Genomic DNA, 17,906 nt, shown 5'->3' on the forward strand with positions numbered 1-17,906 from the left:
TTGAGGAAGGCGTGCCACCCTTCATCCACCGGAACCGAGGGCACGATCCGGGTCCACTCGCCGGGGTTGGCGTCGTAGGCCCGCATGATGTCGGCCTGGGCCTTGAGGAAAACCAGCGCCTGGCCCATCATCCGCTCGGCATACTGCCGCGTGACGTGGTTGTACTTGATGATGTCGGCCACCAGGAGGTCATAGACCTCGGACGACACCAACTCGCGGGGATCTTTGACGGCTTGGGCCGTCCTTTCCATTGCGATCGTCACAGGCTCCTCCTAGAGCCTCTGGCGCGGTCCTTTACCGCGCTGCTTGAAACCTCCGGGCGAACGGGGTGCGGAACCATCGGGAGCAGGCTCGGCGACCTGCGACCGCCCAGAGGAAATTGGGAAATCCTGCGGGTTGCCATGACCTGCTTCGAAACCCCGCCCGTCCAGAAGCGGGTTAAGGGACTCCAGCGCGAGACATGCCCAGACGGTCTTGCCGCCTGTCTCGGGAGGGTGGTCGCGGATGCCCCATGCCTGGGTGACCGTCTCGACGATGAGCAGTCCACGTCCCGTGGTTTCCACGGGCCCGACCTTCTTCATGGCGGGCTTGGCCTCCGCCGGGTCCCAGACCTCGATCACGAGGACTGCGGGAAGGCAGACGACCTGAAAGCCGATCAGACGTCCACGGCTGACGTTCACCGCATTGGTCACGAGTTCGCTGACCACGAGCGTCGCGGTCTCGACCTGGGCGCTGAGCCCCCATTTATGGAGATGCAACTCCGTGAGATCGCGCAGCATGCCCACCACCGCGGGAGTGGCGATCACGCCTTTCCTGAATTCGCGCCCATGCGCCTGAAGCCTTTCGCTCAGGGTCGTCATGGCCTGTGACCTCCGCTTGCGCGATCCGGTGCCGGGTGGTTTCGCTTGTGCCCGGAACCATGCCGGTGCTCAGGCGTAGGCTGCGCCGGGGAGATCAATCTGCTTGGACGGCTGGACGGTCGACCGTCGCGAGGTTGTGTTCAACATGCCGGGGAAGCCCCTCCTGGTGAGGTCGGCATAGGGAGGTAACAGGGACTCGCCACCGATTTGCTTCAACAAATCGTCTGTCATCATGGTGGCTGCTCTGCTGGAGAGAGGTGGGCTCATGGGAGCTGCCGCTCGGTACCTGGAGATCGCCGACAGCCTGCGGCAGCGCATCGATGGCGGTGAGTGGGCGCCGGGCGACAAGATGCCGATCCACTCTGAGCTCGCCAAGGAGTACGGGGTCTCCCGCAACGTGGTCGCTGCCGCGATCAAGAAGCTGGAGTCAGAGGAGCGAGTCTGGGCGGTGCCACGTCGAGGCACGGTCGTACGGCACCAGCAGCGCCGCACGATCATGCGGACGAACGTGGTCCGGCGCAATACCAGGCATGTGATCGACGGCAAGGCCGCATCAGGCGGATACAGCTTCCCGGCGGCGCAGGGCAACGAACTGTGGGTGCACCACAGGGAGCCCGACGTTTCTGAACAGCCGATGAGCGACGCCCGCTTGGCCCATATGCTCAACGTCAAGGTCGGCGCGAAGATCCTGCGACGACTGCGAGTGACAGGTCCGCCTGGAGAGCCTCCCTTCCAGATCAGCGCGACGTGGATCCATCCGCGTGGCGTAAGTGATGCACCGGAGGTCAAGGAATCTCATGGCACGGGACCCGGGGCCTGGCTCGATCGGTTGGAGGCGGCAGGCCATGGCCCGATCGAATGGATGGAACGGCGCCGGGTGCGCATGCCCGAGCAGGAAGAAGCCGGCCTGCTGAAGATCCCGGTCTCGCTGCCGATCTGGGAGATCGTCCGCATCGGCTACTCCGCCAAGGACGAGAACGCCCTGGAAGTCACACAGGTGATCATTCCGTCCGACCGGATGGAAGAGCTGTCCAGGCTCGTCCGCGACGAAACCGCGAGATGGCCCCACACCGACAAAGGACCTGATGGACCACCCGTGGCCGGCCGGAACAAGAACTAGCGCCGGTCTCCACGTGTCCGATTGTCGCGTCGGCATCGCTCGGGATGGTGCCTCATGCCACATAGCCGCATGGGCCCGTGCGGAAGGAGTGCCCCACCCTTCCGTGGTGCGTCCCCTCCGTCCCCCGTCAGCGCCGGACCCGGGGTTCGAACACCACCTCGTGCACGGTGCCGTCCGGTTGCTTCAGATAGATCTGGCCGCCGCTGGCCTGGTGGCGCTGCAACAGCGTCCACGCCCGCACCGCGAAATCGATGACCTGCGCGCGGTTGAACCCACTACGGGCGACCTCGGCCTCCAACGCCTGCGCGGTGTCGGGAGCGAACGGCACGAACGCCGACACCACACCCGGCCGGTCACCGGTCATCGGGCCCCCTCCCCGGACACGTGCCACCCAACTCCTTCTGAACCACGTCTGCGGCGTGCGAGATGTCATCGACCGGCGCGAACGACGGCCAGATGTAGCAGCCGCCCTTCTGCCACACGAATCCGTCGTGGATGACGCCGATCTCACGACCGGGGCCGAGCCGGACCGGCGCGACCCACATCCACGCCCCGGCCTGCGATACGTACCAGCCACGCGACAGCAACTCCACCGCCAGCGAGTGAACCGCGTCCCGGCGCCGCGCGACCTCCTCCCGCGACATCACACCTCCCACCCGTCCAACAGGCGCCGCAGCAATCCACGACGGCGCCGCACGTGGCGACCACACGCGGAGGCGCGGGGCGGAGACGCGACGATGGTGGACGCGGCGGCGAGAGCTGACTCTGCACGTCTCGCCGCCGCGTCGTCCGGGGACCCGCCCGGGACAGCCCGACGACGCGCGCCAAGCTCCTCCAACCGGCACGCCAGCTCGGCGGGGAACTTCGACTCGATCAACCGGACCTCACCGAACAGGCGCGGCGCGGCGAACCACGACCCGGTGAACTCCCCGCGCCAGATCATCACCCCCGCGAACCGGCGCTTCAGCTCACCAAGGAGCACCTCGGGATCGACATCTGTCGCCGCCCACGGCGGCGCATCGGCTACCTTGCCCATAGCCCGACCTCCATCGGGTCAGGCCCCGGGGAACGGCGCTCGTAACGCCGCCGGGGCCGCTTGCCGTCTACAGGCGGGACGCGCACCTCGAACCTGAATCGTGACCGCACGGGGAACAACAGGCAGTCGGTACGCGCCCCGCTGCCTCTCAGGAAAACGCGTCCCCGGGCGCAGTCCCAGGTGGAGAATGAGTAGAGCGAAGGAGACTCCGCCCTTCACCGCTGGACGGGACGCCCGGGAGGCGCATCTACATGACGGCCGACCGCAAGGAGATCAACAAGGCGATCGGAGCACGCCTACGCCGGGCACGCGAGGACCCTCGCCGCTCCGACGGGCGCCCCCGCTACTCACGCCAGAAGTGGGCCATCATCATGCGCCGCGCCGTCCAACCCGGTGAGGACCCCTTGCCCGGGATCGAGTCCCTCACCGACATGATCCGCCAATGGGAACGCGGCGACCACGCCCCTAGCGAGCGCTACCGCGTCCTGTACTCCCGCATCACCGGCAAGACCGTGGAGGAGCTGTTCCCTGCACCTCCCCAAGGTCCGACCACGGTCCTCACAGGTACCGTGGACATCAGCACCACTCCCGACACCGGGGACGAAGACGACGTGAAACGCCGCGCCGCACTCCAACTGATCACCACACTCGGGATTACCGCCGGCACATGGGGCACTGAACCCTTTCGACACCTGCTCGACCTCGCTCTCACCGCCGAACCCCGCGACCTTGACGAATGGCATCTCGCCTGTGTGGATCACCTCCACGCACTTCGCACCCGCCCTCCGGTGCAAGCCCGCGAAGATCTGGTCATCGATCTGCTCGCCCTCGGCTGCCAACTCCAGACCAGCCCGCCCACTGCGGACCGCATCGAACTACGGCGGGTAGAGGCCGCGCTTGCGATGCTTCACGCGCACTTGTTGACACGGCTCGGCGATCACGGCGCCGCCATCCGATGGTGGCGGACCGCGCGCGCCGCCGCCGACCACACCGGAGACCTTGATCTCCGGATGATGATCCGCTGCGAGGAAGCCGGGATAGGGCTCTACGGTCAGCGCGAAGTAGGGACGGTCTTGACCCTGGTTCAGAGTGCGGAACGGGCGGCTGGGGACGCCCCCTCGTTCTGGAAGGCCGACCTCGCTGGGACCCGCGCCAAGGCCCTGACTCTGCTTGGCCGACACGACCAAGCCATGGAAGCCCTGAACCTCTACGCCGGTTACGGCGGACCCGACAGCCGGGGCGGCATCTTCCCCACGTTGTGGGTATTCGATCAAGTGCACTTCGCCCAAAGCTGGGTTTACGCCAGCGCGGGCAATGAGGCCGCCGCCGACACCGCCCGCGAACTCGTACTCAGCGGACCCGCCGGGCATCGACTCGGTGGCGCATCGCCCTACGCCGTCAACGTCCGCCTCCACGAGGCGTTGTGCACCATCGTGAACGGCGGCATCGACCACGGCGCGCGGCAGGCTTCCACCGTCCTTGATCAGGTGCCCGTCTCCGCCCGAACCCATCTCAGCACCGCGACCGGCAACATGGCCCTTGAGGCCGTACCGTCAGAACAACGCGACGCCCCCGCCGTCCGCGAGTTCCGCGAAGTGCTGGCCAAGACCGCGCCCGTCCCAGCGTTGACCGCCGCCACCTGACCGGGCCCGGGCATGGCGACGTGCGGCGCGTGTGCAAGGGAAACGGCGGCTGGTGGATTCTCAAGAACGGCCAACCCGAGAGATGGGTCGGCTGCACCAACTGCCAGGGCAGCGGCGAGATCCCCGATGACGACTGACCAGCCATGCCACCTGTGCCGGGGCCGCCGCTCCTTGATCCTGGTCGGCAAGCCGGGATGGCGCTGGATCGAGATCCGCTGCGTATGCGCAGGACCGCCGTTCGAGCTGGGCGAGACATGCGACCCAGACGCGCACCTGTGCGGCACGTGCGGCGGGCTGAAGATCAAGCGCGCTGGCCGGTTCGTTTGCCCGAGCTGCACAACGGGATGAGCAGCAAACTACCCGCACAAGTGACGACGCCCCGCCAATCCTCTCCACCGGCAGGGCGCCGTTCGGTGGCTGCGGCTTTTATGACCGGCCGCACGGTGAACGTGGAGTGGGGGTTGAAGAACTCGTGATCAGAATCTGGCTGGGCATAATCGGGGGTAGGCCGCTTGCTGGCTTGGGGTAGATGAGCAGGCTCAACGAACTCGCAGGTCAGGCGTAGGGTCGTTCTGCGGCTCGATGCCCAGGGCCGCACAGGCGCCGTCCACGGCCGCGCGGCGGAGCTCGTCCTTTGGCACGCCGGCGAACTGGATCGTGCAGTCCTGGAGGCCGCCGAAGGCGATCGCGGCCCGGGTGGCCTGCTCCAGCGTAGGTTCGGCGCCGTGTAGCAGCTTGGTCAGCCGCCCGCGCCAGTCCATCACGCGGTCGATCAGGCCCAGGTCGGCGAGGGTGGTCAGCTCGCTGAGCATGAGCACCATCTCTCTGCGGTGGCGGTAGTGGAAGTCGAAGTAGCCCTCCAGCAGGGCGCGGGGCTCTACCTCGTCCAGCGCCTCCTGACGTGCCAGGAACGACTCTTCCTCGTCGATGATCGGCTGCACGATGCTGCGAACCAGGTCCTCGCGTGAGGAGAAGTGGTAGTAGAGCGCCGGCTTGGTGATGCCCAGCCGGTGGGCGATCTCCTGCAGGCTGGTCCGCTGCACACCCTGTTGGACGAAGAGTTCGCGGGCGACCTCCAGGATCCGCTGTTTGGTGGCGGAGGGGCGAGGCATGCCGCCAGCATATCTTACTTAACGATAGGTAAGTACTCGTGTTACGCTTACCTATCGTTAAGTAAGGAGGCGGATTCATGCGGATTCTCATCTCCGGCGCCAGCGTCGCCGGTCCGGTACTGGCGTACTGGCTGACCAGGCACGGCTTCTGCGTCACCGTTGTGGAGCGCGCGCCGACTTTGCGCAAGACCGGCGGCCACGCGGTCGACCTGTTCTGGCCCGCCATGAACATCTCCGAGCAGATGGGCGTGCTCGCGCGCGTCCAGGAACGGGCCACCGGCGCGAGCCGGATGACCCTCTACCGCGAGGGCGCGCGGCGGCCCGTCCACGTGGACCTGTCCAAGGTCTTCAGCGCCACCGACCGGCACGTCGAGATCATGCGCGACGACCTGAGCGAGATCTACTACGACGTCACGCGCGACGACGTCGAGTACGTCTTCGGCGACTCGATCACCGCGATCTCACCCGACGGCGAGGTGCGGTTCGAGAACGCCGCGCCGCGCCGCTTCGACCTGGTCGTCGGCGCGGACGGGCTGCACTCCAACGTGCGCCGCCTGGTCTTCGGCGACGAGTCCCGCTTCAACACCTTCATCGGGGCCTATTTCGGGGTGCTGACCCTGCCCAACGCCTCCGGCCTCGACGGCGAGCTCCTCATCCACGTCGGCGTGGGCCGCACCGCCGGCATGTACGGCGCGCGGCACCTGGGCGACGCCCGAGCGTTGTTCCTGTTCCGCAGCGAGCACGAACTCGACTACCACCACCACGACGTGCCCCGCCAGAAGGAACTCCTGCGCGCCGCGTTCGACGGCATGCACTCCGACGTGGACCGCTGGCTGGACGAACTCGACCGCACCCCCGCGTTCTACTTCGACTCGATCACCCAGCTCCACATGGACACCTGGTCACGGGGAAGGACCACGCTCGTCGGCGACGCCGGCTACTGCCCCGGCCCGGCCGTCGGCGGCAGCACCACCCTGGCCGTCGTCGGCGCCTACCTCCTCGCCGGGGAACTCGCACGGGCGCGCGGCGACCACCAGCGCGCCTTCCCCGCCTACCAGCGCGCCATGACCGAACACGTACGCGGCAGCCACGCAGCCGCGCTGAGCGCAGCCAAAACCCTGATCCCCACGTCCCGCCTCGGCGGATGGGGACTGGCCCAGGGCGCCCGCCTGATCTCCGCCCTGCCCGCGAAACCCAGCCGCACCCTCCTCCGCCTCACCACCAAAAGCGCACGCCTCTACAACTCCATGACCATCGACGACTACCCGCCCTCACCCACCGCACCAGCAGGCCCCGAAGCGGATTCCGCAGATCCGGCGACCGCCGGAGGAAGGACACTCTGATGCCACCACTCTTCGCGCTCCTGGTGGGGTTCGGCGGTGCCCGGCTGGCCGGCGCCGCCGGCATCGACGCACTGGACGGCTGGCAGCCGGCGCTGCGCGTGGGCGTCGCGATGATGTTCCTGCTCACCACCTTCGCGCACTTCTATCCGCCGCTCCGCGCCGATCTCATCGCCATGGTCCCGCCGGCACTCCCCAACCCCGGACTGCTCGTCACGCTCACCGGCATCCTCGAACTCGCCGGGGCCATCGGCGTCCTCATCCCAGCGACCGCGCCCGTCGCCGCGGCCTGCCTCATCACACTAATGATCGTGATGTTCCCGGCGAACGTCTCGGCCGCCCGTCGCAAGGTGGCGCAAGGCGACCCGATCGGCCGCCGCACCGCACTGCAGATGGTCTTCATCGCCGCGGCGGCGCTGATCATCCCATGAACGGCGGGCCGTATCCGATCGATTGTTACGGCCCCGGCTCGTTGTGGGCGGACCCCGGATGCGGGTCAGGCTGCGGGTTCGGCGTCGTCGCGGCACCAGTGGGTGACCTCGACGTTCTCCAACGGCACACCAATGTTCGCGTAGACCTTGCGGTGGCTCAGGTCGCGACGTCGCCGACGAACTACTCGCATACATCGCGCCCGGCCACAGGGCGAACATTGCTCATTCCAGAGATCGCCTTAGAAATCACCGACGATCAAGTAGGCTCACCCGAAATCGGGCCTGATCGGTCGAATTCGTCGTGCCTGCCGGAGGGCGATCGTGAATGTGGAAGCGAATATGAGCCCGGAGGTGCGACGGCTCGGTTCGCCTGCCCTGGCCAGAGAGTCGGACGTACGGGCCGCGCTGAACATGCTGGCCGCAGGTCCGGCCGGGCTCGTGATCACCGGAGGGGCGGGGGCGGGTAAAAGCGCCCTGGCTCGCCAGGTGCTCGGGCGTCTTCAGGCCGATGGCTGGGGAGTGGCCGCCGTAGTGGGCAGGTGGTCTCCGCAAACGCTCTTCCGAGGTGTCACAGAGGCCTTCTCGGGTTGGGGCGGGGAAATCCCTCCGAAATTTGAGGCCCTCCGCCTGGCTCCGTCGGACGATGTCGTGTTCGACACGATTTGCCGATTGCTGAAGAGCTTTCCCCTCGTTCTGCTCTTCGACGACCTGAGCCAGAACCTGGGCGGCACGGGCTACCTGGATCCCGGCTTCGGCGCGGCGTTCGACCGACTGTGCGAGGCCGCCGATCGGGGGCGAGTGCTGGTGACGAGCCGGACGCCGCTGCCGCCGTCGACCATCGATCGGTTCGGTGTCCTGCGGCTCGACCCTTTGGACCTCACCGCGGGAATCGAGCTGGCAAGGGGACTGCCGTTCCTGTCCACGGTGGATGCGGCCACCCGGGAGCGTGTGGTCCGCACGACCGCGGCGCATCCACGTTCACTGCAATTGGTCGACGCCTGGCTGTCGGCGAATCCCGACGGGACGAGGCTCGCGGCCGTGACACCGGGGGCCGTGCCGCTCGACCTCGTCATGGCCGAGCTGACAGGGCAGCAGCGAGAGACCCTGCTCCAGGCCGCGATCTCCACCGTCCCGATCACCGCACGCGACCTGGCCGTGGCCTGCGACACCAGCGGGCCGGACGTGCGGCAGCGCCCGGAACCCAAGCGGAAGGCGCTCAACAGCGTGCGGGCCACCGCAGCCCGGCTCGCCGAGCTCGGGTTGCTCAACGCGTGGGAGGGGTGGGACGGGGAAACCGTCTACTTCGCCGACCGCTGGATCGCGGAGCTGCTGGCACCGTTCCAAGGTCCGGCGATCGCCGACCGTCACGAACGCGCCATGAACATGCACTACAGCCGTACGCACGGCGACGGCACGTTCGACGACTACGTCGCGGTCTGTCGGCACCTGGTAGCGGTTCAGGGGATGGGCGACCTGACGCACTTCGTTCTCGCCGTCGTGGAGAGCTTGGACACCGACGCCGAGTACGCGGGGATGGCGCTGCTGGGAGAGATCGCGCCGTACGTGCCGGCGGGCAACGGCCATCACCGTCCCATCCGTGACCACCTGGTCGCCATGCTGATCCGGCACGGCTTCCCGCGCGCCGCGCGAGAGGTGGCCGAACGATCGTTGCCCGCCGTCAAGGAGTGGGCCGCCACCCACGCGCAGCGCGACGAGGCCAGGTTTTGCCTCGGCGCCGCGCACGACATCTGCGGCCAAGCTCGGTTCGCCGACGGCCAGCTGGTGGAGGCCGAGGCCGTGCTCACGGTCGCGGTGGACATTTACCACGAGCTCGCGGCCGAGCATCCGGCCTTTATCGAAGCAGACCAGCGGCTCGCCACCTCGCTGCAGCACCTCGGCGAGGTCTACCGCGCGCTCAATCTGCCGGAGTACAAGGACAAGGAATACGAGATCTGGTCCGAGTGCTCTTCGATCCGCACCCGGCTCTTCCAAGCGAACACGAACCCGGAAACGGCCATCGAAGCCGGCCTGGCCTTCCAACGCCTCGCTGACCTGGCCAAGAGCGACGGCGACCAGGACAACGCGCTGAGACTGCTGAGCACCCGCCTCGCGATGACGGAAGCGATGGCGGAGATGTATCCGTACGACGAGAAACTCGCCGCGGAACTCGCCAGTGCCAGGGCGGAGACCGCCGCCCTCGCCCCGCACGTCGCCGATGATCCTGGGCAGGCGGAGCGTTCTGACGTCATCGAGATCCTGAGACAGGGCCCGTTCGCCTTCAACCAGTGGCGAGCCGACAACGCGGAGCAGGAACTCGATCTTTCCGGCGCAGATCTGCGTGGACTGGACCTCGACAAGATGGTCTTCGCCGGCGCCAATCTCGCCGGCGCGGATCTGTCGGGAGCCTCCGCACTCGGCGCCATCTTTTCCGGTGCCGACCTGACCGGCGCCAATCTGGCCGGCGTCGACCTGACCAGGGCGGGGTTCGGCCACAGCGAGTTGGTCAACGCGACCATCGCCTTCACGCGGCTGGGCAAAGCGATGATCCAGCCGGCAATCTTGACCGGCGCGGCCTTCACCGGTGCGACCCTCGACCACACTTCGTTCCGTGAGTGTGACCTGACCGACGTCGACCTGCGCGGATGCGACCTGAGCACACTGGATCTCCAGCGCACGAGCCTGGACGGCGCGATCACCGACACCGCCGGACGATCGTGAAAAGCGGCACCGCCGCCGAGACCCCGCCCTCGCTAACGTCCGACAGCCCTCATTCAAGCCCCCACCCCAACCCCAAGCCGGGCCCATCCCTAGAACCCCCACCCGCTGCAAACCAACCCCCACGCCTGCCCATAAGGCCCCGCTTCAACGGGCCTTCCTCCTCCCCTCGTCCCCCCAGGGGATAGGGGAGCGGGAGAAGCGGCAACGCCGCTAGAGAGCATCGCCCTCGCCAACGCTCGGACAGCCCCATTGGGACTCCCGCCCCAAACCCCAAGCCGGGGGCTCCGCCCCCAGACCCCCCACCCCTTCCGTGGTACATCCCTTTCGCCCAGATGGACGCATCTGGGCTGGAGGGGTGTGCTTTCAAAGTTCGTACAGCTAGTCCTCGGCTGACCAGCGGCTTCCTCCTCGCCTCCCTTGATCGGTGATCTGCACACCTTGACGTGGGAAAGCGCAAGACAGAGGATTCAGCTGCTGGAGCACGCAAGTTGGTGCACACGGTCTGCCTTGGAGGTCATCGTGGCTCTAGAGTTCTATGGCAAGGACGACACCAGCAAGAACCAGGGGTCTCCGGCGGTCTTCTTGGACCGCGCCACCAATGAGCTCGTGTTTCAGGGCTGGACCGAGACCGACGCAGCGGTGCTGGCGGAGATCTCCTCGCACAGCCGCACTGCTGACAACGAATCATCAGTGCGTCTCCCTGCTCGCATGAAGCCAATGATCCTCAAGGCGTTGGAGGCTCTTGATGGGGACGCCCCTGACCAATGAGAGGTTTGAGAACCTCCTCACCGCAGCGGCCAACTCGGCAGTTCATCTGGAGTCACGCGATGCCTACATGGCGGATGCTTCATTCACGAGATGGCAGGAGACGGGCGTCGTTGCCAAGGACGCTAACGACGAATGGTGGATCTCCACTGTAGGCAAGGCGGTTGAAAGAGGTGTCAGGGTTCGGAGGGCGCGCATAGTATCGGAGCCACTGTCCAGCTATAGCCGTTGGCTTTGGGCATGTACGCCGTCGGTGAACTTGGCGGCCGGGGAAGTGGTTCGCTGGCTTCCTCGCCACCGGACCGCTGGACTCGTTATTCCCCCAGCGGATTTTTGGGTCTTTGATTCTTCTGTCCTTGTGTGGAACCACTTCACTGGTGACGGCGAGTGGGCCAGTAATGAAGTAACTCGCGACCCGGCGCTGGCCGAACTCTGCTCCAGCGCCTTTGAGTCGGTATGGGAACGAGCAGTTGATCATCAGGAGTACCGGCCGGTCTAGCGCTCCATCATGGCCACACATCCTTCATCGTCCATTCAGCGGGCCCGTGAGGCACTGGCATCACGACTGAGAGAGCTTCGTCTGGATTCCGGCCTGTCCGCCCGGGAGTTGGCGGCCGCATGCGGCTGGCATGAGTCGAAATGCAGCCGTATCCAGAGTGGAAAGCAGGCACTCACAGATTCCGACATTGCGGCGTGGTCTGCCGCGTGTGGAGCCGGTGAACAAACAGTTGCCGAGCTTATTACCATCAATCGCCAACTCGATTCGGCCTATGTGGAATGGCAACGCATGCAGCGTGGAGGCCTGAAGCGGCTACAAGAAGCCGTGTTGCCACTGTGGGAGCAGACAGAAACATTTCGTATCTATGAACCAGGGGTAGTTCCTGGTTTCTTTCAGACCCAGGGATATGCAAGCGCACTTCTTGATCGAATAGCCGAGTTCTTCTCGATCCCCGGTGATGGCGAAGAGGCGGCCATGGCGCGTCTGGAACGGCAACGTCTGCTCTACTCGGGTGTTCATCGCTTCGGCGTCGTGATCGAAGAGGCTGTACTGCGCGCTCGCATCGGCGGGCCGGAGATAATGGCTGGCCAACTCGGCCATCTACTCGACGTCATGGCTCTGCCTTCGGTGTCGCTCAGCATTGTTCCGTTTACCGCTGATCGTTCAATTTGGCCGGTCGAAGGATTCTGGATCTTGGATGACGAGCAGGTCGTCATCGAAACCGTCTCAGCCAAGATCACAGTGGAACAGGCAGGAGAGTTGGACCTGTATCGGCGGACCTTTGCAGAGTTGTCCGCGATGGCGGTAACTGGTGCGGAGGCGCGGCGTTTGATCACGACCGCGATCGCCACTCTGTGAGTTCGCTTGCAAGTTGACGCAAGTTCGTGGCCGCCGATGAGTGCTGCTTCTTAGCGTTCTACACATGAGCTTCGACACACCCAGCAGTGCGGCCCCCGACGCCGAGACCCCGACGCGCATCGGTGAGCGTCGCACGTTCCTGTCCGTCCTAGACGAGGCGGTTCGGGAGCACGGCGGTATGTCGTGCGGGGTTGTCAGGCGGGCCGGTGTGCCGGTTCTGCATGTGATCAATTCCGAGCATGCTTGTCGTCGTACCGAGGTCGGGGCCGAGTTTGTTGGTTCGGGCTGGTGGTTCATCTGGGCTGAGACCGACGGCACGATCGGGCCGGTGGAGGACCCTGCGGGTGTCGCCGAGGCTGTTGGTCGCTATCTGGGTGTCCACGTTCGGGCGGTGCGATGACTACCGCGGCTGGGACCCAGCGCTGCCGTCATTGCCGCAAGCCCATCGCCTACGGCCCCGGCTGGTGGGAGCACGTCGGCGGAACGGTGGCCTGCAATCCTCACCAGGCGACATGGCCGCCCCGAGGGACCAATGCCGCTCCGATCGTCGAAGGCATCACAGACCAGATGCCGCACGCACCGGCCCATGATCCCCGGCTGGCCACGCCTAACGGATAGCGCGGCGCGGTCGGCCGGTTCCACATCCTCGAAGGCCCAAGGGAGGCCCTGTGTTCATCAAGTCCAGCCAGTGCGACGGACAGCAGGAGACGTGTGGCTGTGTGAACGTCGCCATCGTGCGTGACGCGGTCATTGTCACCGACGAGCAGGGCAACGTCTCCACGTTCGACCACTTCGAGTGGCGCGACTTCATCGCCGGAGCCAAGGCGGGCGAGTTCGACTTGCCGGAAGACTCCCCGGCCCTGACCCCCATCCCGGTCTAGCCACTCCCATCACATGAGCAGGCCCCGCCCTGGGGATGGCCAGGCGGGGCCTGCCCTTGTTCGAAGGATGCCGTTCGATGGCCTTTCACTGCTACTGCTGGCACGGCGACACCGCCACCGCCCAAGGCCCCAAACGCGACTCGCTGTGCGGAGACCTCAGCATGGCCACCCCTCCGGTCCTGACACGCGACTGGCTGAAGAAGCCACAGAGCATGTTGCAACGAAAGGCCAGCACGCCCGACGAGGCCGTGAGCTGGCTGGAAGAGGTCTTCGACCAGCACGCGCCGAAGATGGCTCACTCGCAGGCCACCGGCATCAATCGACAGGACCGGTTCGGCTCCGCGCTGGCCGACCTCCAGGCCGGCAACGACCTGTCCTGGGGCTTTCCCTTGGCGGGAAGCAAATACCTTGCGCTAGCCGTCATCGTCGTCGGCTGAAAATCGGCAAGCCCCATCGCGTCGGCACGGCCGGGATGATCGATACCCCTTGCCCAGGCGGCTTCAAAGGCTGAACGCGCGAGCTTGGCCGATGCCTCCCGGTCGTCTCGTTCGACCTCGGTGAGGATGCTGTCGCCGGAGAAGTGGTTCCAGTAGACGACGACCTTGTCAATCACCCAAAAGTCGGCGCCGGTGAGGCACAGATCAGCCGCGCCACGACGCGCCAACCATCGCACCCGTTCGTCGGCTCCGATGTTCATGCTCGTCGTCCAGTGGAGATATCGCGTGTACTCACTGACCGGAGTACCGACGATGCGGGCCCGGCGGACCACGACTCCACGTGCGGTGGTTTCGCGGACGAGTGACACCCAGCGCGCAAACTTGTCCGCAGGGTCGTAGTCGACGCCGGCTTTCCAGTCCGCGAACGTCTTGGACGGAGGGCCGTAGAAGTCCCTCAACTCCAGATGTAGGGCCTCATGGTTCGCTTCGCGGAGCATCGCCGCGAATATTTCCTCGAAGTTCTGCGATGACATCATGCGCCTCCGCGAGCAAACCGTACAGCCGATCAGAGAACCGGTTGATCGACTCTTGATCGGGCGGCAGCTTCCCGTCGCTCGGGCCTCGGCCCCGAGATCTCGTAGGTCTCGATGTCCACCCACACGGCGTCGGAACCGCCGCCTTCACTCTCGTCGTCACCGCGATCAACCGTAGAGCCTGCGAGCTGATCGGATGAGGAGAGGAGAAGGCGCCGCTGGGGTCGGCCTTGTCGTTGTTCCGTGGGCGTGGGCGTGGGCGTGGGCTTGGTTTGGAGGGGGTGGGGGTCTGGGGGCGGAGCCTCCAGCTTCGGGTTTGGGGCGGGGGGCCCGATGGGGCTGTCCGAGCGAAGCGAGGGCGATGCTCTCTGGCGGCGCGGGCCTGGGGAGCTGAGGTGGGACCGGTTTCGAGGCCTTGCGGCTTCGGGTGTTCGACCGATGACGGGGACTAGGTTCTGGCACCGAGGGCCATGAGGTCGGCAGCGAATGCATAGAGCGAACCCCGGGTCGGCTCGTACGTTTGCGCCGATCCCGGTAGCGGAGGGAATTCCACTCATGGCCATCAGACGACTCATGCTGCACGCCCTGGCCATCGCGGGCACCGTCGGTCTCACCGCGGCCCCGTCGTTCGCCCAGTCGGCTTACACCTTGACGAGTACGGCGTTCGCCGAGGGCGGGGTGATCCCGAAAGTCCACGAGTGCACCAGCAGCGGCACCGGAGACCCGAGCCAGAGGAACGAGTCCCCGCCGCTGGCCTGGGCCGGAGCCCCGGCCACCGCCCAAAGCTACGCGATCGTCATGCGCGATCTCGACAACGCCAATCTCATCCACTGGGTGATCTACGACATTCCGGCGAACGTCAGCTCGCTTCCGCAGAACGTCCAGCACGTCTACATGCCGCCCGTTCCGGCAGGCGCCCGGCAGGTCTACTACCGGGGAAGCGCGAGCCTGTTCGGCTATCAAGGCCCGTGCTCACCCAGAACGGTCAACACCTACCAGTTCACGGTCCACGCCCTCAGCAGAGCCAAGCTGTCCGAGCTGAATTCCTCGTCATCGACGCAGACCGCGGCCCGGGTCATCTCGAACGCGTCCCTGGGCTCGGCCCGCCTGTCCGGTGAGTCGTGAACCCGTTCTAAAGACCACCCGAGGCAACTGGGGGACGGGCCCCAGCATCCGCCAGGAGGCTCCGCAAAGTGGCTACGGCCTGGTCCGAGGCAGGTCAGCCAGTTGTTGAGGACGATGGCCTCGTAGCGGACGGCCCAGCGTGGCCACCGCCCCGGCTGCCGCCGTTGCGGATCTGGTCGGCCTTTGAGCGGGATCGTGCAGGCGATGCCACGTCGGTGTCTTCGACACCCTCGTTGCATGGCCTCGCTCACCTGCACGTCATCGGTCACCGCCACCCGAGGGTGGCGGCGACCGAGCGGGCTCACCGCCTTGACCGAGGTAGTTCGCGTACCGCAGATTCGTCGTCACCTTGATGGACGTCTTCGGCAGTCAAGTCCCCGAGCTCTTGGAGCATGACGACGAGCTGCACGTCTGCAACCGTGTGGAACCCATCGCCGCGACGCATGGGGCTCCGGCGCCGCGCTTTGAGGCCCGTCCAGATCCGGGTCCACTCGTTCAGGAGGTGAAGCCGTACGCGGCGGGCTTGGACCAGCGCGGGTTGGCGTCTTCCCAGTCCTCCCAGTTCTTGACGCTGGGGTCGTTGCTCTGCCACATCATCCAGCCGAACTGGAACGTCTTGCGGTAGTTCTTCTTGGCGTCATGTACCAGATCGGCGTTGGCGGTGCAGGGCCAGATGCCCTCCTGCAGGGCGCGGCACTCGTCGTATACCAGCATCCCGTCGATGACCGGGAGGCCCTGCAGGTTGGGCAGCGGGATGCCGCCTAGGCCAGAGCCGCTGACCTGGCGCCAGTCCAGGATTATCGCCTCGCGGCCGTCCTTGTACGAGGCGCCGCGCATGACCTTGCCCTTGACAGTCTGGCCGTAGCCGTTGACGAAGATGTCGGGGAACGCCTTGATGATGGGCGCGAAGGCCGGATCCTCGGTGACAGGCGCGAAGAAGCGGTTGGTGATGCTGCCGCCGGCGTTGGTAGGGGTGAACAGGCGCTTGCCGCTCCACACTCCCCAGGTGATGAACCGGGTGAACGGTCTGGCGATCGCTCCGGTGCGGCAGTCGAACGGGGGCGTGTCGGCGATCGGGAGGTCCTTCTCCGGCATCCGGAGCGCGTACTCGATCATGTTGACCCAGCCGTCGTTGACGTCGGTGCAGACCGGCCCGCCGTAGACGGGGGTGTTCTTGCCGTACATCGGGCCACCGTTCCCGATGAACCGGTAGATCTGCTGCTTGGTCTCCTCGGGCGCGAGGACGAGGGCCATCTCGGTGCGCCGCCAGTTTCCGTTCCAGCCCGAGCACGCCTCGCCGAGTTCCTCGTTGGTACGGAACGGGGCGGCCGGATTCTGCCGCTTCCACTCGGCCGCCTGCTGGTGGACGTCGCCGTCCTTCCAGCCCGCGGGCTTGACCGCCTTCCGCTGGCCGCGGTTGGGAACGAGCAGGCAGTTGTCGTTCTTGTTGAGCACGCCGTCGCGGTCGAAGTCGGCGTTGCCGTACTGGCCCTCGGGGGCCGGGGGCGGGACGGGGACGGTCAGTCGCGGCTGGTCGTTCGAGCAACCCCAGTCGCCGCATCTGATCTCGTCGGCGGCGACGCCGGGCGCGGTCAGCGCGACGGTCAGGGCGGCCGCGGCTAGCGGTGTGAACATGGCACGCACGAGTCCTCCTCAGGCCATCTCTACATGGGCCATCTAAATATGGCGCATAGAGATTTGGCAAGGTCTACGGAGGAATCGATAGGGTCGAACGTCATATGGAGCTGACCATCGACGAGCTGGCCCGGCGCACCGGGATCACCGCGCGCAACCTGCGCGCCTACCGCGAGCGCGGCCTTTTCCCGCCGCCGGTGATGCGCGGCCGCACCGGCTACTACGGGCCCGCGCACGTCGAGCAGATCATGCGCGTCAAGCGCCTGCACGATCAGGGGTTCGCGCTCGACCTGCTGCAGGAGATCGTCGAGGCGGGCGAGGACGCGTTGCGCCGCGCCGAACGGCTCACCCGCCCGTTCACCGAGAACACCGCCGTGGTGGTGACCGGGGCCGAACTCGCCGCGCTGACCGGCCACGACGACCCCGCTCTGCTGCGACGCGCGGTCGATGTCGGGATGCTCAGGCCACTGGGCGACGACCGGTACGCGACGGTCAGCGACCGCCTGATCGGCGTCCTCGGCACGCTGCTCCCGCTCGGCGCGACCGGCGAGGACATCGTCGGCGGGATGGAGGCACTGCGCCCGCACACCGACGCGATCGCCCGGAAGCTGATCGAAATGTTCCTTCCCCGCGCCGACCGGACGGACCCCGAGACCCTCGAACGACTGCGCGCGGTGGCACCCGAGATGATCCGCGGCCTGCTGGAGCTCTCCCTGGACGCCGCCGTACGGGACACGATCGCCCAGGGCCACTCCAAGCCGAAGCACTCCTCGTAGCGGAGGCCGGCCGACGCTTCGCCCGCTCGGTCACCGGCTGCCGAGCAGCCGACGCGTGGACGGTGCCGCCGACGAACATCGCTGTGGCAGCCACGGTGGTGAGGAGGCAAGTACTCCTTCACCGCCTGCGCCTGCGC

20 protein-coding genes are annotated in these 17,906 nt (G+C 66.5%); 12 read left to right on the top strand and 8 right to left on the bottom strand.

Features of this window, described 5'->3' with window-relative positions; genetic code table 11:
- Positions 1–263: hypothetical protein (locus tag ABD333_RS42790; RefSeq protein WP_344548395.1), on the bottom strand; the 263-nt coding region annotated here is incomplete at its 3' end.
- 9 nt (positions 264–272) lie between these two features.
- Positions 273–860, bottom strand: a complete 588-nt coding sequence (locus ABD333_RS42795) for an ATP-binding protein (protein ID WP_344548396.1) — start codon at positions 858–860, stop codon at positions 273–275.
- Positions 861–1,125: 265 nt separating this feature from the next.
- Between ABD333_RS42795 and ABD333_RS42800 the strand changes: the two genes are divergently transcribed.
- Entirely contained in the window at positions 1,126–1,980 is an 855-nt protein-coding gene (locus ABD333_RS42800; protein ID WP_344548397.1) for a GntR family transcriptional regulator, read from the top strand.
- A gap of 127 nt (positions 1,981–2,107) precedes the next feature.
- On the opposite strand, the gene ABD333_RS42805 is transcribed toward ABD333_RS42800, so the two are convergent.
- The 3 genes from ABD333_RS42805 to ABD333_RS42815 are packed head-to-tail and all read right to left on the bottom strand — an operon-like array spanning position 2,108 to position 3,016.
- A complete protein-coding gene (locus ABD333_RS42805) occupies positions 2,108–2,344 on the bottom strand; it encodes a hypothetical protein (protein ID WP_344548398.1) in 237 nt (78 codons plus the stop codon).
- Entirely contained in the window at positions 2,334–2,624 is a 291-nt protein-coding gene (locus ABD333_RS42810) for a hypothetical protein (protein ID WP_344548399.1), read from the bottom strand. Before ABD333_RS42810 ends, ABD333_RS42805 begins: the two co-directional genes overlap by 11 nt.
- Positions 2,624–3,016, bottom strand: coding sequence for a hypothetical protein (locus tag ABD333_RS42815; protein ID WP_344548400.1), 393 nt, complete (start codon positions 3,014–3,016; stop codon positions 2,624–2,626). The genes ABD333_RS42810 and ABD333_RS42815 overlap by 1 nt, the downstream gene beginning before the upstream one ends.
- A gap of 569 nt (positions 3,017–3,585) precedes the next feature.
- Between ABD333_RS42815 and ABD333_RS42820 the strand changes: the two genes are divergently transcribed.
- On the top strand, positions 3,586–4,659 hold the full coding sequence (locus ABD333_RS42820; protein ID WP_344548401.1) for a hypothetical protein: 1,074 nt from the start codon (positions 3,586–3,588) through the stop codon (positions 4,657–4,659).
- Positions 4,660–5,198: 539 nt separating this feature from the next.
- Here the strand turns inward: ABD333_RS42820 and ABD333_RS42825 are convergent.
- Positions 5,199–5,771 carry a TetR/AcrR family transcriptional regulator gene (locus ABD333_RS42825; RefSeq protein ID WP_344548402.1) on the bottom strand — a complete coding sequence of 191 codons (573 nt, stop codon included), beginning with the start codon at positions 5,769–5,771 and terminating at the stop codon, positions 5,199–5,201.
- A gap of 77 nt (positions 5,772–5,848) precedes the next feature.
- Between ABD333_RS42825 and ABD333_RS42830 the strand changes: the two genes are divergently transcribed.
- From ABD333_RS42830 to ABD333_RS42865, 8 genes are all read left to right on the top strand, one after another.
- Positions 5,849–7,114: an FAD-dependent monooxygenase gene (locus ABD333_RS42830; protein ID WP_344548403.1), complete on the top strand. Its 1,266-nt coding sequence runs from the start codon at positions 5,849–5,851 to the stop codon at positions 7,112–7,114.
- On the top strand, positions 7,114–7,542 hold the full coding sequence (locus ABD333_RS42835; protein WP_344548404.1) for a DoxX family protein: 429 nt from the start codon (positions 7,114–7,116) through the stop codon (positions 7,540–7,542). Before ABD333_RS42830 ends, ABD333_RS42835 begins: the two co-directional genes overlap by 1 nt.
- Positions 7,543–8,211: 669 nt before the next feature.
- Positions 8,212–10,260 (top strand): pentapeptide repeat-containing protein, encoded by a 2,049-nt coding sequence (locus ABD333_RS42840; protein WP_344548405.1) that lies wholly within the window; start codon positions 8,212–8,214, stop codon positions 10,258–10,260.
- A 507-nt stretch (positions 10,261–10,767) separates the two neighbouring features.
- Positions 10,768–11,028: a hypothetical protein gene (locus ABD333_RS42845; protein ID WP_344548406.1), complete on the top strand. Its 261-nt coding sequence runs from the start codon at positions 10,768–10,770 to the stop codon at positions 11,026–11,028.
- A complete protein-coding gene (locus ABD333_RS42850; protein ID WP_344548407.1) occupies positions 11,006–11,524 on the top strand; it encodes a DUF6879 family protein in 519 nt (172 codons plus the stop codon). Before ABD333_RS42845 ends, ABD333_RS42850 begins: the two co-directional genes overlap by 23 nt.
- A 9-nt stretch (positions 11,525–11,533) precedes the next feature.
- Positions 11,534–12,382 carry a helix-turn-helix domain-containing protein gene (locus ABD333_RS42855; protein WP_344548408.1) on the top strand — a complete coding sequence of 283 codons (849 nt, stop codon included), beginning with the start codon at positions 11,534–11,536 and terminating at the stop codon, positions 12,380–12,382.
- A gap of 64 nt (positions 12,383–12,446) precedes the next feature.
- Positions 12,447–12,782 (top strand): hypothetical protein, encoded by a 336-nt coding sequence (locus ABD333_RS42860; protein WP_344548409.1) that lies wholly within the window; start codon positions 12,447–12,449, stop codon positions 12,780–12,782.
- Positions 12,783–13,050: 268 nt separating this feature from the next.
- Positions 13,051–13,263: a DUF397 domain-containing protein gene (locus tag ABD333_RS42865; protein ID WP_344548410.1), complete on the top strand. Its 213-nt coding sequence runs from the start codon at positions 13,051–13,053 to the stop codon at positions 13,261–13,263.
- A 295-nt stretch (positions 13,264–13,558) separates the two neighbouring features.
- On the opposite strand, the gene ABD333_RS42870 is transcribed toward ABD333_RS42865, so the two are convergent.
- A complete protein-coding gene (locus ABD333_RS42870; protein WP_344548411.1) occupies positions 13,559–14,236 on the bottom strand; it encodes a DUF6879 family protein in 678 nt (225 codons plus the stop codon).
- A gap of 552 nt (positions 14,237–14,788) precedes the next feature.
- Between ABD333_RS42870 and ABD333_RS42875 the strand changes: the two genes are divergently transcribed.
- The gene (locus ABD333_RS42875; protein WP_344548412.1) at positions 14,789–15,358 is read left to right on the top strand and encodes a YbhB/YbcL family Raf kinase inhibitor-like protein; all 570 of its coding nucleotides are present in this window, start codon (positions 14,789–14,791) and stop codon (positions 15,356–15,358) included.
- 495 nt (positions 15,359–15,853) lie between these two features.
- Here ABD333_RS42875 and ABD333_RS42880 read toward each other — a convergent pair whose 3' ends face one another.
- Positions 15,854–16,993 (bottom strand): thrombospondin type 3 repeat-containing protein, encoded by a 1,140-nt coding sequence (locus ABD333_RS42880; RefSeq protein WP_344548413.1) that lies wholly within the window; start codon positions 16,991–16,993, stop codon positions 15,854–15,856.
- Positions 16,994–17,097: 104 nt separating this feature from the next.
- Here ABD333_RS42880 and ABD333_RS42885 point away from each other — a divergent pair, with 104 nt between their 5' ends.
- Positions 17,098–17,769 (top strand): MerR family transcriptional regulator, encoded by a 672-nt coding sequence (locus ABD333_RS42885; protein WP_344548414.1) that lies wholly within the window; start codon positions 17,098–17,100, stop codon positions 17,767–17,769.
- The last annotated feature ends 137 nt before the right edge of the window (positions 17,770–17,906 follow it).

The organism is Actinomadura fulvescens, assembly GCF_039533225.1.
In the GTDB taxonomy this organism is placed as follows: Bacteria; Actinomycetota; Actinomycetes; order Streptosporangiales; family Streptosporangiaceae; genus Spirillospora; species Spirillospora fulvescens.

Coding starts and splice junctions, on each gene's coding strand:
- ABD333_RS42810 (WP_344548399.1), bottom strand. CDS start 2,624: ATGTCGCGGGAGGAGGTCGCGCGGCGCCGGGACGCGGTTCACTCGCTG.
- ABD333_RS42880 (WP_344548413.1), bottom strand. CDS start 16,993: ATGTTCACACCGCTAGCCGCGGCCGCCCTGACCGTCGCGCTGACCGCG.
- ABD333_RS42825 (WP_344548402.1), bottom strand. CDS start 5,771: ATGCCTCGCCCCTCCGCCACCAAACAGCGGATCCTGGAGGTCGCCCGC.
- ABD333_RS42815 (WP_344548400.1), bottom strand. CDS start 3,016: ATGGGCAAGGTAGCCGATGCGCCGCCGTGGGCGGCGACAGATGTCGAT.
- ABD333_RS42805 (WP_344548398.1), bottom strand. CDS start 2,344: ATGACCGGTGACCGGCCGGGTGTGGTGTCGGCGTTCGTGCCGTTCGCT.
- ABD333_RS42860 (WP_344548409.1), top strand. CDS start 12,447: ATGAGCTTCGACACACCCAGCAGTGCGGCCCCCGACGCCGAGACCCCG.
- ABD333_RS42870 (WP_344548411.1), bottom strand. CDS start 14,236: ATGATGTCATCGCAGAACTTCGAGGAAATATTCGCGGCGATGCTCCGC.
- ABD333_RS42855 (WP_344548408.1), top strand. CDS start 11,534: ATGGCCACACATCCTTCATCGTCCATTCAGCGGGCCCGTGAGGCACTG.
- ABD333_RS42835 (WP_344548404.1), top strand. CDS start 7,114: ATGCCACCACTCTTCGCGCTCCTGGTGGGGTTCGGCGGTGCCCGGCTG.
- ABD333_RS42875 (WP_344548412.1), top strand. CDS start 14,789: ATGGCCATCAGACGACTCATGCTGCACGCCCTGGCCATCGCGGGCACC.
- ABD333_RS42800 (WP_344548397.1), top strand. CDS start 1,126: ATGGGAGCTGCCGCTCGGTACCTGGAGATCGCCGACAGCCTGCGGCAG.
- ABD333_RS42830 (WP_344548403.1), top strand. CDS start 5,849: ATGCGGATTCTCATCTCCGGCGCCAGCGTCGCCGGTCCGGTACTGGCG.
- ABD333_RS42795 (WP_344548396.1), bottom strand. CDS start 860: ATGACGACCCTGAGCGAAAGGCTTCAGGCGCATGGGCGCGAATTCAGG.
- ABD333_RS42885 (WP_344548414.1), top strand. CDS start 17,098: ATGGAGCTGACCATCGACGAGCTGGCCCGGCGCACCGGGATCACCGCG.
- ABD333_RS42850 (WP_344548407.1), top strand. CDS start 11,006: ATGGGGACGCCCCTGACCAATGAGAGGTTTGAGAACCTCCTCACCGCA.